The following is a 14,928-nucleotide window of genomic DNA, read 5'->3' on the forward strand; positions in this document are numbered from 1 at the left end:
TTCAGAGTGCCGAGAGGCGTTGTGCCAGTGCGTCTGCGGCCTTGACCGCCTCGTGGCGCTGTTGTGCTTGTTCCAACCACGACCCGAGGGCGGATTGGGCTTCTTCAGGTAGGGCGGTGCTTTCGCTCAGCGCGGTTTCAAGGTCGCCTGCGCGCACCGCTGCTTCGACCCGCGACAGAACGGCGTCAGGGTCTGACCCTTCGCGCGGCACAATCGAACGGCCTCCAAAACGACGTTCGAAAAAGGCACCCACGGTGCCTGTGTCATCGGCTGCACGGGCTGCGTCCAGTGCATCGCGGGCTGCGTCTGCAATGCTGCCCTGCAACTCAGCAAGCGGGGCGACGCCGGTGCTGGCGACGCTGGTCAGCGTATCAGGGATGTCCGATTGATCTGTGGTCTGCAGGTTTTGGATGGCATCGTCAAAGGGTGCGCCGCTGTCCAATGCCGCTTTGATCTGGCTGACGGCAGCGCGGGCAAGAGCTGCGTTGGCTGCGGCCTGTGCATCTGCTTTGGCGTTTGTGGCTTCGGCCAGTAGGCTATCGATCTCGGCTTGTTGGGTTTCGGTGGCGGCGCGCACATCCGCGAGCGTATTTTCAGTCTCTGCACGCATGTCGGCCAGCGCGGCGGCAAAGGCTGAGGCGGGCAGGGTGCCGTCCTCAGCCGGCGTTGTGGCGAGGATATCAACCCGGTCTTGCAGCGATGCGATCTGTTCTTCCAGCGGCGAAAAATCTACGGGCTCAGGCTCGGGGATCGGTTGAGGTTCTGGCAGGTTTGCCAGTGTTTCTTCTAACGTGTCGACCCTATCCAACGCTGCGCTCAACTCACTCCGCAACGCTTCGGCTTCGGCCATGCCGTCAGATCCTCGGGAAAACATGTCTGCTTGCGCCGCGATAAACCCAAGGGCCGCTGCAACTACGCCGCCAAAAACCAAGGGCAAGGCGCTGCGAGATTCTTGAGTTTGTACAGCGGGTGCTACGATATTGTTCTCAGGCTCAGGCTCAGGCTCAGGCTCAGGCTCAGGCTCAGGCTCGTCGCTTGTCTCTGCCGTTCCTTCGGGCGCAACGTCTTCGGCGGTCTCAGCCTCTGGCGCAGCCGTCTCTACGGTTTCTGCTTCGGGGAGGTCTGTTTCGACGACCTCTTCGTTCGCTTCGAGACTAGGTGTTTCGGGCAGTGCATCGTAATCATCTGCCGTCCAAGTGTCTGGCTTGGCAGCTTCTACGCTTTCGACCGCAGTTTCGTTTATCTCAGGCGTATCGCCGGTCGAGTCGTCCTTGGTGGCCTTAGTTGGGCGTTTACGTTTAGCCAAGGTCGTCTCCCCCTTCCGATTCTTTTGATGCATGTTGCATCGGATAAAACACTACTCCGCGCGCCGCTGCCTCTCAACCCGCCGGATTGCAATCAGGACCGTGTTAGCGCCTCAGCCAGTGCCGCGCCCATTGCCTGTGCATCTGGGTGGGCTGCAACGTTGAGGGAATATACTGCTTTCACTGGAATTTCGTGCCCTACTGCGGCGCTGAGGGCAATGACCTGCACGGAATGCAGGGTTGGCGCTGTCTTTACAAATTGGGCCGCTGTGCGCGGGGAAAACAGGGGAACAATTGCGCGGCGGGCATTCAGGATCGCCTGCTGTGCCTCGTCAGACAAAGGACGCAGGATTTGATCATAGATTGGAACATTACTGATGTTCAGTCCCGCTTGGGACAGCTTGCCTGAAATGTCCCCGCGCGTATGCCTGCCAGACAAATGCACAAGGCGGTCCTTGGGCTGCATGGACCGAAGCGCGTTCACCAGACCATCGGCATCGCTGCCAACCTGCTGTGCGTTCCACCCTTTTGCCAAAGCGGCCTCGGTCGTGGCCGGACCGATGCAATAGGCCGCGCGCCCATGGCCCTCTGGCGCGGCCTCAACCCCATTTCGCGATGAGAAAACCGCACTGTCTTGAGGGCCTATTTTGGCGTCATTCTGCATTGGAATGATGTCGATCAGGGGGCTGAACACAGGGTTCAACTGTGCGCGCACGTTTTCTGGCAGTGTGGTCACAAAACCTTCTGACGCAGCACGCGGGCGCGTCATGATCAGGGGAACCAGTGCGGGGGATGCATTGTTTGGCACAACTCGAAGTGTTACCTCGCGCGCAAGCCTCGTGCAACGGATCCATATGATGACCCCCACCCAAACCCTGCTGGGCATTGAAAGCAGCTGTGACGATACTGCCGCTGCGGTGGTACGCGGTGCGCCGGGGGATATGCACGTTCTGTCGTCCGTCGTCTTTGGTCAGGCGGAATTACATGCCGATTTTGGCGGCGTCGTGCCTGAGATTGCAGCCCGCGCCCACGCGGAACGTCTGGATGTCAGTATCGCTGCGGCGTTGGAGCAGGCAGACCTCGGTTTGGATCAGATTGATGCCATCGCCGTGACCTGTGGACCGGGTCTGATCGGCGGTGTTGTGTCAGGTGTGATGATGGCCAAGGGGTTGTCGGCAGCCACTGGCCTGCCCCTTTACGGTGTGAACCATCTGGCAGGACATGCGCTGACCCCGCGCCTGACGGATGGGGTCGCCTTTCCCTATCTTATGCTGCTGGTGTCGGGCGGGCATTGTCAGTTCCTGATCGCGCATGGCCCGGACAAGTTTGAGCGGCTTGGTGGCACCATCGACGACGCGCCTGGCGAAGCCTTTGACAAAGTTGCGCGGCTATTGGGGTTGGGTCAGCCCGGCGGCCCGGCGATAGAAGCGATCTCGGCCCATGGGAATGCGGTACGCTTTGCCTTTCCGCGTCCGCTCGCCAACAAGCCGGGATGCGATCTGAGCTTTTCTGGCCTGAAGACAGCAGTCTTGCGCGCCCGAGACGATCTGGTTGCCGCGCAAGAGGGGCTGCACGCGTCAGATCAGGCCGATCTTGCCGCCTCTTTTCAAGCTGCTGTGCGTGATAGTCTGGTTGGCAAGAGTGCGCGGGCTTTGGAGGCTTACTTGGCTCTTAACCCGCACCAACCCATGTTTTGTGTTGCGGGTGGTGTTGCTGCAAACATGGCTATTCGCGCCGGATTGGAAGCTGTTTCTTCCGATCTGAGTGTCCGTTTTCTGGCTCCACCTCTTTCGCTGTGCACTGACAATGCCGCGATGATTGCAGCAGCCGGGATCGAACAAATGGCTGTGCGTGGTCCCGACGGGATGGCGCTTTCGGCCCGTCCTCGTATGCCGCTTGATACGGAACGGGCTGGGATGCTGGGGTCGGGCAAGAAGGGGGCCAAAGCATGAGTATTGCCGTCATCGGTGCAGGCGCATTTGGGACTGCCCTTGCAGTGACGCTGGGACGGGAAGGACCTGTGGCCTTGTGGGGTCGTGATGTGGGGCCTTTGGCCGCCGAACGGGAAAACCGCCGTCGATTGCCCGGTGTTGCTTTTCCGGCAGACATGGTCATTTTGACGCAATTAGAGACTGCTTTAGAGTCTGATATCTTACTGATTGCATTACCAGCACAGTCCCTTTCCACCTTTGCATCTACCAACGATCTAAGCGGCAAAACCGTTGTGGCCTGCTGCAAAGGGATTGATTTGGCGTCCGGGTCTGGCCCCTCATCGCTTCTGGCAACGGCCAAACATGTCGCTGTGCTGACGGGCCCAAGCTTTGCCGCTGACATTGCAAATGGATTGCCAACCGCATTGACGCTGGCCTGTGCGGATGAGGCCGTTGGGCAGGGTCTGCAGGCGCAGTTGTCCACATCAACACTGCGCCTCTATCGCAGTACGGATGTGGTGGGCGCGGAACTGGGCGGGGCACTCAAGAATGTGATTGCCATTGGGTGCGGCGCTGTCATGGGCGCTGGGCTTGGAGACAGTGCCCGCGCTGCTTTGATGACCCGCGGATTTGCCGAAATGCAGCGGGTGGCGGCAGCTTTTGGGGCGCAGGCCGAGACTTTGATGGGGCTGAGTGGGTTGGGTGATCTGACCCTGACTTGTACGAGTGACCAGTCCCGCAACTACGGGCTTGGCCTTGCGCTTGGGGCGGGACGCGACTTTGATAGCGGCGTCACTGTGGAAGGGGCCGCCACTGCGCAGGCCCTGCGCCGTGTGGCGCGTGAACGGGGATTGGATTTGCCCATTTGTGCCTGCGTTTCCGATCTGGTCGCAGGTGACGTGGATATGAAGGGTGCGATGCAGCAGTTGCTGGGCCGCCCGCTCAAGGAGGAATGACATGATTTTTGCATTGATGGCGTGGGATAAAGAGGGCGCATTGCCAATCCGGATGGAGAACCGGCCCGATCATCTGGCCTATCTGGAAAGCACTGGCGTGGTCCAAAAGGCAGGTCCGTTTCTGGACGCGGATGGACAGCCCTGTGGGTCGCTGATTGTGCTGGATGTCGCCGACATGACTGCTGCTCAGGCTTGGGCGGACAACGATCCATACGCCAAGGCTGGGCTGTTCGCAGACGTGCAGATCACCGCGTGGAAACAGGTCATGGGCGCATGAAGTACTGGCTGTTCAAGTCCGAACCCAGCACATGGAGTTGGGACGATCAGGTTGCCAAGGGCGACGAGGGCGAGGAATGGGACGGCGTGCGCAACTATCAGGCGCGCAATTTCATGCGCGAGATGGTCGTTGGGGATCGCGGCTTCTTTTACCACTCGCAAAAGGAAAAGGCTGTGGTTGGCATTGTCGAGGTGATTGCCGAGGCACACGCTGACAGCACGACTGACGATGACCGTTGGGAGTGTGTGGACATCAAAGCCATAGGCCCTGTCAAAACGCCGGTCACGCTGGAGATGGTTAAGGCGGATGTGCGCCTTTCCGAAATGGCGTTGATCCGCAATTCCCGTCTGTCTGTGCAGCCTGTGACAGATGCAGAATGGCGCGCCGTGTGCGAGATGGCGGGCGTGCCTGCATAAATGTTTGGCCTGACGCCCGATCTCTGTCAAATTGGCATTAAACTGCCAATTGGGAGGGTGATATGGGATTTCTTGCAGTCATAATTGCTGGAATCGGCGGATTCATGTTTGGCGCTGTCTGGTACACACTCTTTGCCAAACAGTGGATGGCAGCATCGGGTGTGCCGTTGAATGAGGCCGGGGATGCTCCTGCCAACCGGTCCAATCCCGTTCCCTACATCACCAGTATAATTGGTGCGATTTTAGTGGCAGGCATGATGCGCCACGTTTTTGTTCTTAGCGGGATCGACACTGTGGGTGCCGGTCTGGTGTCTGGATTTGGTACGGGGTTGTTTCTGGTCAGCCCTTGGATTGCCACCTTTTACGGGTTCAGCGCGCGGCCCTTTCGACTGACGCTGATCGACGGGGGCTATGCCACGTTCGGGTGCACGGTCATCGGCACGATTCTGACGCTGTTTTAGAACAGGAAAGGGGTCTGACCCAAAGTGATCAAACCCCTTACACCCTCAGCGCGCACTCCCATGAGCCACCACAAGTGTTCAAAATAAGGGTCTGACCTTTCTGGTCTGACCACACAGACTTACGCGGTATGGCGCATATAACGCAAATCCTAAGTCGTTATGATTAGAGGCAAAACAGAAACACCCGCCTCTATGGGCGGGTGCGCTTTAGTCACTTGTTTGCCGGGCTTAGCCGTAAACGGATTCTTTGCCGAAATGCTTGGTCAGCATGTAGTAGACAACGGCGCGGTATTTGTTGCGCTCGGACTTGCCGTAGGTTTCGAGGACGCTGTCGATTGCGGCCATCAGGTCCGGGCTGTCGGACAGGCCCAGCTTTTTCATCAGGAAGTTTTCTTTGACAGTTTCCAGTTCGGATTTCTGGCTGCCTGCGACGGTCGATGCGTCCGCATTGTAGATTGCCGGACCACAGGCAATCGTCACTTTGGTCAGCAGGTCCATATCCGGCGTCATGCCACACTTGTTTTTGAGGTCGTCCGCGTATTGCGCAATCAGGTCGTCGCGTTTGCCCATGTCTTCATTCTCCCAGCGGTATTGACGCCCCAAACTTTTGGTGGCGCGTATCGTTACAATTATGTTTGCGCACGTTAGCGGTAAAGTTTCCGTGCACAAAGAAGTTTTCAGGGGGAAAGTATGGCCAGGTTTCCCGGTTAAGATTGCAAAACGACGGAGTGCGTTCTCAGCGGATCGTAAGGATTTCGTCCAGTGGCTTTTTCATCTTGGCAACAGCAGGCACGGTTGCATCCTCTGCAGCGTGTCCAACGGCGATGATCATCGTCGCTTTTTCGCTGTCGGGCCGTTCAAGCAGCTCGCCAAGGAACTTCATCGGATTGGGGGTATGTGTCAGCGTGACAAGACCTGCGCTGTGCAAAGCTGTGAGCAACATGCCGGTGGCGATCCCGACGCTTTCGGGCACGTAGTAATTCTTGTACCGGGTGCCGTCGTCAAAGGTGCCATAGCGCTGGGCAAAGACAACGATCAGCCATGGCGCATCCGTCAGATGCGGTTTGTGATCGTTGGTGCCGATAGGTTCCAGCGCCTTGATCCATTCGTCACTGGCGCCGCCGCCGTAGAATTTACGCTCTTCTTCTTCGGCTGCTTCGCGGATTTTCTGCTTGGTGGCGGCATCGCGTACAGCAACAAAGTGCCAGGGCTGGTGGTTTGCTCCGGATGGCGCAGTACCGGCGGCGGCGATGCAGGTTTCGATGACACTTTGGTCAACGGGGCGGGTTGAATAATCGCGGACCGAGTGCCGGGTGGCGAGGAAGTCACGGAATTCCTGAACCCGCGCCAGCATTTCGTCGTCCGTTAGTGACGCGCGGTCTGGCAGGGCGAGTTGGCTGTATTCAAGGTTGTCTTTGGAGAACATGGGGCACCTTTGGTTTCAGCATTGCTATAGCAGATGTCATGCGCGGCGGGAACGACTGAGCGCACCCGACCGCGGCCTGATGCTTAGATCAGAAATCCAGATTCTCGACGCTCAGCGCATTCTGTTGGATGAATTCACGACGTGGTTCCACAACGTCGCCCATCAGCTTGGTGAACAGGTCGTCCGCCTCGGCCATGTCTTCGACCCGCACTTGCAGCAGCGTGCGCGCATCCGGGTCCAGCGTGGTTTCCCAAAGCTGGTCAGGGTTCATTTCGCCCAGACCCTTGTAACGTTGCAGCGACAGGCCCTTTTCCCCTTCGGAGAGGATGGCATCGAGCAGGTCCATTGGCCCCATGATCTCGACGCTTTTGTCTTTGCGATGCAGTTTGGCTGGTGTTCCGTAAACATCCTGCAAGCTCTGCGTGAATGTGCCGGTCTTGCGCGCCTCACCCGAGCGCATCATGCGCCCGTCAAGCGTGCGCACCTCTTCGACACCGCGTAGGATACGGGCCAACCGCACGCCTTGGTCCTGGGTAATCCGCCCAGCCCAACCGCGTTCCCATTCGAGCGCAATCAGATTGAGCCGTTCGGCCACTTTATCGGCAACGCCTTGCAGATCACCGTCCACCGCGCCGGGCACAAAGGCCCCGGCAATAGCCGCCTGTTCAAGGATGTGGCGCGGATAATGCGTTGGGAAGGCATTCAACACGCGGCGCAACTGGCGCGCCTCGTCGACGACGCGGATAAGGTCTTGCCCCGCGATCTCTTCGCCGTTGCCTTGGCGCAGCATGGCGCCCTCGATCCCTTGCTGGATCAGGTAGTCCTGCATCTCGGCTTCGTCCTTGAGGTAAACCTCGGACTTGCCCCGCGCGACTTTGTAAAGCGGCGGTTGTGCGATGTAGAGGTAGCCGCCTTCGATCAACTCAGGCATCTGTCGATAGAAGAACGTCAGCAACAGCGTGCGGATATGCGCGCCGTCCACGTCAGCGTCCGTCATGATGACGATCTTGTGGTAGCGCAGCTTTTCGATGTTGAACTCGTCACGACCAATGCCCGTGCCCAAGGCCATGACCATGTTGCCGATTTCCTGAGACCCGAGCATCCGGTCGAACCGCGCCCGTTCCACGTTCAGGATCTTACCTTTGAGCGGCAGGATGGCTTGGGTTTTGCGGTCCCGACCTGTCTGGGCAGAGCCCCCGGCGCTGTCACCCTCCACAAGGAAGATTTCAGTGTTGGCGGGGTTCTTGTCAGAACAGTCTTTGAGCTTCGAGGACAAGAAATTCATGTCCATCGGGTTTTTGCGCCGGGTCAGATCGCGGGCCTTGCGCGCCGCTTCGCGGGCGAGCGCTGCCTCGACAATCTTTCCTACAATGATCCGGGCCTCGTTCGGGTTTTCCTCGAACCATTCGGATAGCTTTTCGTTCACCAAGCCTTCGACCGCAGGGCGGACTTCGGAGCTGACCAGTTTGTCTTTGGTCTGGCTGCTGAACTTGGGATCCGGGACCTTGACGGACAGCACGCAGGTCAGCCCCTCGCGCGCGTCGTCGCCGGTAAAGCTCACTTTTTCCTTTTTGGCGATCCCGCTGGTCTGGGCGTAGTTGTTGATCGTGCGCGTCAGCGCGCCACGAAAGCCTGCCATGTGGGTGCCGCCATCGCGCTGCGGGATGTTGTTGGTAAAGGGCAGGACGTTCTCGTGATAGCTGTCGTTCCACCACATGGCGACTTCGACGCCGATGTCGTCTTTCTCTCCGGTGATAAAGATCGGTTCGGGCATCACGGACGCTTTCGAGCGGTCGAGGTATTTGACGAACTCTTTGACGCCTCCCTCATAGTACAGCTCTGAGCGCAGCGTTTCCACCGGGCGTTCGTCCGTCAGAATGATGCGCACACCCGAGTTGAGGAACGCCAGTTCGCGCAGCCGCTTTTCCAGCGTCTCGAACGAGTATTCGAGGTTGGAGAACGTGTCGGTGGACGCCATGAACCGCACCTCGGTGCCGGTCCGGTCCGTGTCGCCGACGACCTCAAGGTGTTTGGCGGTAAAGCCACCTTCAAACCGTGCCACATGTTTCTTGCCATCACGCCAGATGCGCAGTTCCAGCCAATCGGACAGGGCATTAACAACCGACACACCCACGCCGTGCAAACCGCCCGACACTTTGTAGGAGTTGCTGTCAAACTTCCCTCCTGCGTGCAGTTGGGTCATGATGACCTCGGCAGCAGACACGCCTTCTTCTTCGTGAATTCCGACCGGAATCCCGCGACCGTTGTCGCTGACCGATACGCTGGAATCCGCGTGAATTGTGACTGTGACGGCGTCCGCATGACCGGCCAAAGCCTCGTCAATGCCGTTGTCGACGACCTCGTACACCATATGGTGCAGACCGCTGCCATCGTCCGTGTCGCCAATGTACATCCCCGGACGTTTGCGCACGGCTTCCAAGCCCTTGAGAACCTTGATGGAATCTGCGCCGTATTCTTCTGGGGCTTGCCCGTTCTCTGCCATTTTCCGGCCTCTTGTTCTGTTCCCCTAAATGTACCGTTTTTTGGGGGGAATGTCACGCCACTGACACAAGATTTTGCGTTTCAGGTCAGAGGGATGACAAGACCGACGCAGATCAGCAGAACACCTGCTGTAATGTTCATCCGTCTGAGCGCTTCGGGGCGCTGCATCAGGCGTCGCGCGCGGTCGATGAAGAGCGCCATGGCAAGGTTGCCGATCAACGGGATGATCATCGACAAGGTGGCGATAATGACGATGTCCAGTGCCGTCAGCTGCGTCAGATCAAAGAAGCCGGGGAGCATACCCGCGTAAAACAGGATGGCCTTGGGGTTGCCAAGGATCACGACCAGTCCGGCCACAAACCCCGCCCACATACCGGGGCGGGTCAACCGGCTGTCCGTGTCGATTTGTTTGTCAGCGCCGCGGATGACCAGTGCACCCATAACGACGAACATGATCGCTGCGACCCATTTCAGCGCCTCAAGGAAACCGCCATAGACCGACAGAACCCATGTGATGCCAAAGATCGCCAGTAACGACCACATCACGTCGCCCACAACCACGCCAAGGGCCAGCGGCCACGCGGCATGAAACCCACCCGACAGGCTGCGCGCGATCAAACCGACCCAGACAGGGCCGGGGGTCAGGAATAGGATCGCCAGCGCGCCTGCATAAAGTGCGATGTCCCATGCATCCAGCGTCATAGCCCCGATACGGTGCTGGCACCGTCCTCTTCTGTCACTTCAAGGTATTGCGCACGCTCGCCCAGGTGTTCGAACAATTGCGTTTCGGTTCCTGTCATCCAAGCCTGTGCGCCCAGTGCACAAATCTCATCATAAAGGGCCGCACGCCGGTCCGCATCCAAATGTGCGGCGACCTCATCCAGCAACAAGAGCGGCGGCGCCCCGAAATCCCGGGCCAGCGCCCGCGCATTGGCAAGAATGAGTGAGACCAGCAGCGCTTTCTGCTCGCCCGTCGAACAGTCTTTGGCGGGTACGTCCTTGGCCGCATACACTCCGTACAAGTCTGCGCGGTGCGGCCCAATCAAGGTCCGACCTGCCGCGAGATCACGGGGGCGCCCATCGGCAAGTGCTTCGCGAAAGTCCTCGGCCGTGTCTGGCAGGCCCAACTCACCGGGTTGTAGGGTCAATGTGGCGGCTGGAAATGCGGTCTGCGCATCCCCTTGGGCCTCGGCCAGGGCAGCCAAAGCGTTCAGGCGGTTGGCATGTATGGCGGTCCCGGTCTCCGCCATGCGCGTCTCAAGCGCTGCGTACCAATGTGCATCGCGCACCATGTCTTTGAGCAACCGGTTCCGCTCGCGCATGGCCTTTTCATACTCAAGCGACAGTTGCGCATGATCGGGAATGAAACTGAGCGTCATGCGATCGAGAAACCGGCGACGTCCCTCTGCCCCTTCGATCCACAGCCGGTCCATGGACGGGATCAGCCATAGCACGCGTGCAATGCGGCCCAATGCAGTCTGGGCGGCGGACTTTTCATCAATGCGGACCTGGCGGGCGTTACCATTCTCGGACCACGTTTCAACTTCATGCACTTGGTGCAATGAGTGCAACACGCAGGACAGTTTCCACCCCAAGGCCTCAGGTCGACGTGCCATATCCTCGGCAGAGGATCGGCGCAGCCCGCGCCCGGGCGAAAACAAAGACACTGCTTCCAGAATGTTGGTCTTGCCCGCACCGTTGGGTCCGTAAATCGCAACAGGTCGCGCATCTAGCGAAAGGCGCGCTACCTTGTGTGAACGGAAATGCGACAATGTCAGAGAAGATAGGGACAACATGTTTTAAGTCCCCGCGTTTCTTCTGACCAAAAATACCACCGCCGGAGGCACGATTTCTGGAGAAATCGTTATACCCGCATCGGCATGACGACGTAGACTGCCGACAGGTCATTGCCTTCGCGCATCAGGGTGGGATCACCCGATGAGTTGAACAGGAACACCGCGTTTTCGCGATCGACTTGCGATGCGATCTCAAGCAGGTACTTGGCGTTGAACCCGATCTCGAGCTTTTCGTCGGCATAAGCGACGGCCAGTTCTTCTTCGGCGGCGCCGGAGTCTGGTGCGTTGACGGATAGGATCAGACGGTCTTCGTCCAGTTGTAGCTTAACCGCACGAGAGCGTTCGGAGCTGACGGTGGCCACACGGTCAACAGCCTTGGCAAAATCCGATGCGTCGACTTCCATTTTGCGGGTGTTGCCAGCTGGGATTACCCGTGTGTAGTCGGGGAATGTTCCGTCGATCACCTTGGACGTCAGCGTAATGTCAGGCGTGGCAAAGCGCACCTTGGTTTCGGATACAGACACAGCGATCTGCATTTCATCGTCATCCAGCAGCTTGCGCAATTCACCAACTGTCTTACGGGGTACGATCACGCCCGCCATGTCGGCAGCACCCTCGGGCAATTCGCTGTCGATACGTGCCAGACGGTGGCCGTCGGTGGCCACACAACGCAGCGCGCGGCCCTCATCCCCATCTGCAATGTGCATGTAGACGCCGTTCAGATAATACCGCGTCTCTTCGGTCGAAATCGCAAACTTGGACTTGTCGAACAGGCGGCGCAGCTTGGGTGCGGGAACCGAAAAGTTCGAGGCATATTCGGACGAGGCCATGACCGGAAAGTCTTCTTTTGGCAGTGTCGCCAGCGAGAAATTCGAGCGCCCGGCTTCGACCGTCAGACGGCCAGCTGCGCTGTCGGCTGTCAAAGACACCAACGCGCCATCCGGCAATTTCCGTACAATTTCATGGAGCGTCGTGGCCGAAACGGTTGTTGCCCCGGCGCGTTCGACTTGGGCAGGGGCCTTGTCGACCACCTCAATATCAAGGTCCGTCGCGCGAAAGGTCACATCAGACCCTTCAGCCTCGATCAACACATTGGCGAGGATTGGGATGGTGTTACGCCGTTCGACCACGGATTGAGCTTGGGCAACTGCCTTGAGCAGGACGCCGCGTTCGACACTGATTTTCATGGTCCGTCTCCCAGATATCCCCGACCGCAGTGCAGGGACGAGCACCCTAGCCCAAACACGCGGCATCACAAGCATTTTGTTGGTTTGTCCGCCGGATCGAAGGGGGCGTCAAGTCAACGCCGCCCAAGAGCGTGGCAATTTTGCGCAACAGTGGAGAAAGTGAAAACCTTTTCACACTTAGCAGGGGGAAAATCTGCAGTAATTCCCATTGTCTGGCTTATTGTACGATCCATGCAGGGTTCATACATCATCAAGTATCGTTTTAGAGTTTCATTTTACGGGAGCAATTTAATGAATGCCACGTTCCGCAGTGGGATCTTCGCATGATCCGTTTTCTGGATGCGACCCTGGGGCGTTGGCTACGCCACTTTTTGTTCATCCTTGTGCGCAGCTATTACGCGCTTTTTTACAACGTCAGTTGTTCCGGAAAGCATCTGTTACAGGATCAGCCCGGCACACTGATCCTTGCCACCCATGTCAGTCGTCATGACGGGCCGATGATTGCGGCGATGTTGTATTCGACCAAACGAATTCGACCCACTGTGCATTATGACGAGTACTACAATTGGGGCCAGTTCCTGCCCATGTACATCGCGTCTGCCATTCCGATGAGTTCGCCAAAATCGTGGCCTGATGAAAAGCGCAAAGAACGCAAGGTGACGGTCCTCGAGATTGTGCACAAGGTTTTGGCCAAGGGAAATTCGGTTCTTCTGTTTCCAGCGGGAAGGGTCCGGCGCGAAGAACGCGAACTTGTGCCCGCTTATCTGAGCGGCGTACACGAAATCCTGCGCTCTGAACCCGACACGCCTGTCATGTTGCTGCGGCTTGACGGTTTGGGGCGGTTTCAGCAGGCCCGGTATGATGGCTTTTGGAGCTTTATTGGGATCAAGAAGGGGCGGCGGCATGTCGCCATGGACCTGCGCCCTTTGAACGATCTTGATCCGGCGCAGGATTTGGAAGCATTCAATGCACAGCTTGAAGCGTTGTTGAACAAGCCGATTTCCTACGAGCTGTAAGCTCAGGTCAAACAAACAAACGGCGCCCTAGGGCGCCGCATTTTTTCAGAGATATTGCTTTGTTTTACGCTTCAAGCGCGCGGCGCAGCAGTTCCAGATCCTCGGCGATCTGACCATCCTGCTGGCGCAGCTCATCAATCCGTTTGACCCCGTGCATGACCGTTGTGTGATCGCGTCCGCCAAAACGGCGGCCAATCTCGGGCAGGCTGCGCGATGTCAGATGTTTGCACAAATACATCGCCACCTGACGTGGGCGGGCATAGCTACGCAGCCGTTTGGGGCCGATCATGTCGCTGAGGCGAATGTTGTAGTGTTCGGACACCTTGCGCTGGATTTCTTCCACAGTGATCTTGCGCTCGGAAGCGCGCAGCACGTCGGCCAGGCAATCCTGAGTGAGATCAAGATCGATCTTGCGACCCACAAGGCTGGCAAACGCAAAGAGGCGCGTCAAAGCGCCTTCGAGTACGCGGACGTTGTTGGAAATGCGCAAGGCAAGGAATTCGAGTACGCCGTCTTCGATCTTGAGATCAGGATAGACCAGCTGTTGCTGCTCTACCTTGGACTGAAGGATGCCTAGACGCAGTTCGTAATCAGTCGGGTGCAGATCAACGATCAGGCCACATTGCAGGCGCGACTTCACGCGCTCTTCGAGGTCCTTGATCTCGCCCGGGGCGCGATCTGCGGAAATGATAATCTGTTTGTTCTGGTCCACGAGCGCATTGAAGGTATGAAAGAATTCTTCCTGGGTGCTGTCCTTGCCGGCGATGAACTGTACGTCGTCCACCATCAGCACATCGACAGAGCGGAACATTTCCTTGAAGTCCATCATCTTGCGATCACGCAAGGCCTGCACAAAGCGGTACATAAATTGTTCGGCAGACAGATAAAGGACGTTCATGCCGGGTTTGCGGGCGCGCAGCTCCCATGCGATGGCGTGCATCAAGTGGGTTTTACCCAGACCTACGCCTCCGTATAGAAACAGGGGATTGAACGTGACGGGCCCACCTTCAGCTACACGGCGGGCAGCGGCGTGAGCGAGTTCATTGGGTTTGCCGACAACAAAGCTGTCAAAGGTAAATCGCTTGTCCAGCGCCGCGGCGGCCAATCCGGATGAAGAGGATTGGGCGGCAGGGGCTGTGGGCGCAGGCATAGGTTTGTCCAGTGCAGTTGGGCGGGATTGGGAGTTGGCGGCCACAGAAAAGCTGAGGCGGCGCACAGTGTCATATTCGGATTTCAATTCGTGCAAAATTAGATCTGAAAAGTTCTGGCTGACATAGTTACCCATGAAATTGGTCGGCACATCAAAGGTGACGATCCCGTCGCTCAATCCCCGAAATTCAAGCGGTTCGATCCACGTAGTATAATTGTTTTGACCTACAGTCTTAAGCAGCCGTTTTCTCAGCTGTCCCCATTCTTGTTGTGTCATATGCGCACTATAACCTTTCCGCCACCTCTGTCCGGCGATCATCGGCTCGCCGGGAATGCCCATCCCATGTTGTCACTCGAGGCAAACCGATTTGATTGCGCTGTATTGCTACAGCACATCGGTCCGGTTGGAATTTACAGTCTTTGCCCGCAACAGACCTCGATTTTTCGAGTGTCTTTCACGTGCCTCCTGCACACCAATCCATTTTCGACAGGTTCAGCAGCAGCACC

Annotated in this window: 15 protein-coding genes; 6 read left to right on the forward strand and 9 right to left on the reverse strand. The window is 57.8% G+C overall.

Annotated features, from left to right (window positions below):
- Position 1 precedes the first annotated feature (1 nt).
- Positions 2-1,306: a COG4223 family protein gene (locus DHN60_RS08610; protein ID WP_159089155.1), complete on the reverse strand. Its 1,305-nt coding sequence runs from the start codon at positions 1,304-1,306 to the stop codon at positions 2-4.
- Between the two features lie 92 nt (positions 1,307-1,398).
- On the reverse strand, positions 1,399-2,073 hold the full coding sequence (locus tag DHN60_RS08615; RefSeq protein ID WP_159089156.1) for a uroporphyrinogen-III synthase: 675 nt from the start codon (positions 2,071-2,073) through the stop codon (positions 1,399-1,401).
- An 88-nt stretch (positions 2,074-2,161) separates the two neighbouring features.
- On the opposite strand from DHN60_RS08615, the gene tsaD reads away from it, so the two are divergent.
- The 5 genes from tsaD (at position 2,162) to DHN60_RS08640 (ending at position 5,345) form a co-directional block, all read left to right on the forward strand.
- The gene (gene tsaD, locus DHN60_RS08620) at positions 2,162-3,256 is read left to right on the forward strand and encodes a tRNA (adenosine(37)-N6)-threonylcarbamoyltransferase complex transferase subunit TsaD (RefSeq protein WP_108836964.1); all 1,095 of its coding nucleotides are present in this window, start codon (positions 2,162-2,164) and stop codon (positions 3,254-3,256) included.
- Positions 3,253-4,191, forward strand: a complete 939-nt coding sequence (locus DHN60_RS08625; RefSeq protein ID WP_108836886.1) for an NAD(P)H-dependent glycerol-3-phosphate dehydrogenase — start codon at positions 3,253-3,255, stop codon at positions 4,189-4,191. The genes tsaD and DHN60_RS08625 overlap by 4 nt, the downstream gene beginning before the upstream one ends.
- A 1-nt stretch (position 4,192) precedes the next feature.
- A complete protein-coding gene (locus DHN60_RS08630; RefSeq protein ID WP_108836887.1) occupies positions 4,193-4,468 on the forward strand; it encodes a YciI family protein in 276 nt (91 codons plus the stop codon).
- A complete protein-coding gene (locus tag DHN60_RS08635; RefSeq protein WP_108836888.1) occupies positions 4,465-4,884 on the forward strand; it encodes an EVE domain-containing protein in 420 nt (139 codons plus the stop codon). Before DHN60_RS08630 ends, DHN60_RS08635 begins: the two co-directional genes overlap by 4 nt.
- Positions 4,885-4,946: 62 nt before the next feature.
- Positions 4,947-5,345: a DUF1761 domain-containing protein gene (locus DHN60_RS08640; RefSeq protein WP_108836889.1), complete on the forward strand. Its 399-nt coding sequence runs from the start codon at positions 4,947-4,949 to the stop codon at positions 5,343-5,345.
- 228 nt (positions 5,346-5,573) lie between these two features.
- On the opposite strand, the gene DHN60_RS08645 is transcribed toward DHN60_RS08640, so the two are convergent.
- The 6 genes from DHN60_RS08645 to dnaN form a co-directional block, all read right to left on the reverse strand.
- Positions 5,574-5,915 (reverse strand): DUF2853 family protein, encoded by a 342-nt coding sequence (locus DHN60_RS08645; protein ID WP_108836890.1) that lies wholly within the window; start codon positions 5,913-5,915, stop codon positions 5,574-5,576.
- 166 nt (positions 5,916-6,081) lie between these two features.
- On the reverse strand, positions 6,082-6,771 hold the full coding sequence (locus DHN60_RS08650; RefSeq protein ID WP_108836891.1) for a nitroreductase family protein: 690 nt from the start codon (positions 6,769-6,771) through the stop codon (positions 6,082-6,084).
- A gap of 88 nt (positions 6,772-6,859) precedes the next feature.
- Entirely contained in the window at positions 6,860-9,274 is a 2,415-nt protein-coding gene (gene gyrB, locus DHN60_RS08655) for a DNA topoisomerase (ATP-hydrolyzing) subunit B (protein WP_108836892.1), read from the reverse strand.
- Positions 9,275-9,354: 80 nt separating this feature from the next.
- Positions 9,355-9,975, reverse strand: coding sequence for a LysE family translocator (locus DHN60_RS08660; protein WP_108836893.1), 621 nt, complete (start codon positions 9,973-9,975; stop codon positions 9,355-9,357).
- The gene (recF, locus tag DHN60_RS08665; RefSeq protein ID WP_108836894.1) at positions 9,972-11,069 is read right to left on the reverse strand and encodes a DNA replication/repair protein RecF; all 1,098 of its coding nucleotides are present in this window, start codon (positions 11,067-11,069) and stop codon (positions 9,972-9,974) included. Before recF ends, DHN60_RS08660 begins: the two co-directional genes overlap by 4 nt.
- 68 nt (positions 11,070-11,137) lie before the next feature.
- Positions 11,138-12,256, reverse strand: coding sequence for a DNA polymerase III subunit beta (dnaN, locus tag DHN60_RS08670; RefSeq protein WP_108836895.1), 1,119 nt, complete (start codon positions 12,254-12,256; stop codon positions 11,138-11,140).
- A gap of 323 nt (positions 12,257-12,579) precedes the next feature.
- Between dnaN and DHN60_RS08675 the strand changes: the two genes are divergently transcribed.
- Complete coding sequence (locus tag DHN60_RS08675) at positions 12,580-13,272, forward strand: 1-acyl-sn-glycerol-3-phosphate acyltransferase (RefSeq protein WP_108836896.1); 693 nt, start codon at positions 12,580-12,582, stop codon at positions 13,270-13,272.
- 64 nt (positions 13,273-13,336) lie between these two features.
- Here the strand turns inward: DHN60_RS08675 and dnaA are convergent, their stop codons facing one another.
- On the reverse strand, positions 13,337-14,698 hold the full coding sequence (dnaA, locus tag DHN60_RS08680; protein WP_108836965.1) for a chromosomal replication initiator protein DnaA: 1,362 nt from the start codon (positions 14,696-14,698) through the stop codon (positions 13,337-13,339).
- Positions 14,699-14,928: the final 230 nt, after the last annotated feature.

The organism is Tateyamaria sp. Alg231-49 (genome assembly GCF_900143535.1).
Classification (GTDB): Bacteria; Pseudomonadota; Alphaproteobacteria; order Rhodobacterales; family Rhodobacteraceae; genus Tateyamaria.

Bases quoted from the DNA above. Each gene is read 5' to 3' on its own strand.
- DHN60_RS08615 (WP_159089156.1), bottom strand. From the start codon at position 2,073: ATGACGCGCCCGCGTGCTGCGTCAGAAGGTTTTGTGACCACACTGCCA.
- tsaD (WP_108836964.1), top strand. From the start codon at position 2,162: ATGACCCCCACCCAAACCCTGCTGGGCATTGAAAGCAGCTGTGACGAT.
- DHN60_RS08625 (WP_108836886.1), top strand. From the start codon at position 3,253: ATGAGTATTGCCGTCATCGGTGCAGGCGCATTTGGGACTGCCCTTGCA.
- DHN60_RS08630 (WP_108836887.1), top strand. From the start codon at position 4,193: ATGATTTTTGCATTGATGGCGTGGGATAAAGAGGGCGCATTGCCAATC.
- DHN60_RS08635 (WP_108836888.1), top strand. From the start codon at position 4,465: ATGAAGTACTGGCTGTTCAAGTCCGAACCCAGCACATGGAGTTGGGAC.
- DHN60_RS08640 (WP_108836889.1), top strand. From the start codon at position 4,947: ATGGGATTTCTTGCAGTCATAATTGCTGGAATCGGCGGATTCATGTTT.
- DHN60_RS08645 (WP_108836890.1), bottom strand. From the start codon at position 5,915: ATGGGCAAACGCGACGACCTGATTGCGCAATACGCGGACGACCTCAAA.
- DHN60_RS08650 (WP_108836891.1), bottom strand. From the start codon at position 6,771: ATGTTCTCCAAAGACAACCTTGAATACAGCCAACTCGCCCTGCCAGAC.
- gyrB (WP_108836892.1), bottom strand. From the start codon at position 9,274: ATGGCAGAGAACGGGCAAGCCCCAGAAGAATACGGCGCAGATTCCATC.
- DHN60_RS08660 (WP_108836893.1), bottom strand. From the start codon at position 9,975: ATGACGCTGGATGCATGGGACATCGCACTTTATGCAGGCGCGCTGGCG.
- recF (WP_108836894.1), bottom strand. From the start codon at position 11,069: ATGTTGTCCCTATCTTCTCTGACATTGTCGCATTTCCGTTCACACAAG.
- dnaN (WP_108836895.1), bottom strand. From the start codon at position 12,256: ATGAAAATCAGTGTCGAACGCGGCGTCCTGCTCAAGGCAGTTGCCCAA.
- DHN60_RS08675 (WP_108836896.1), top strand. From the start codon at position 12,580: ATGATCCGTTTTCTGGATGCGACCCTGGGGCGTTGGCTACGCCACTTT.
- dnaA (WP_108836965.1), bottom strand. From the start codon at position 14,698: ATGACACAACAAGAATGGGGACAGCTGAGAAAACGGCTGCTTAAGACT.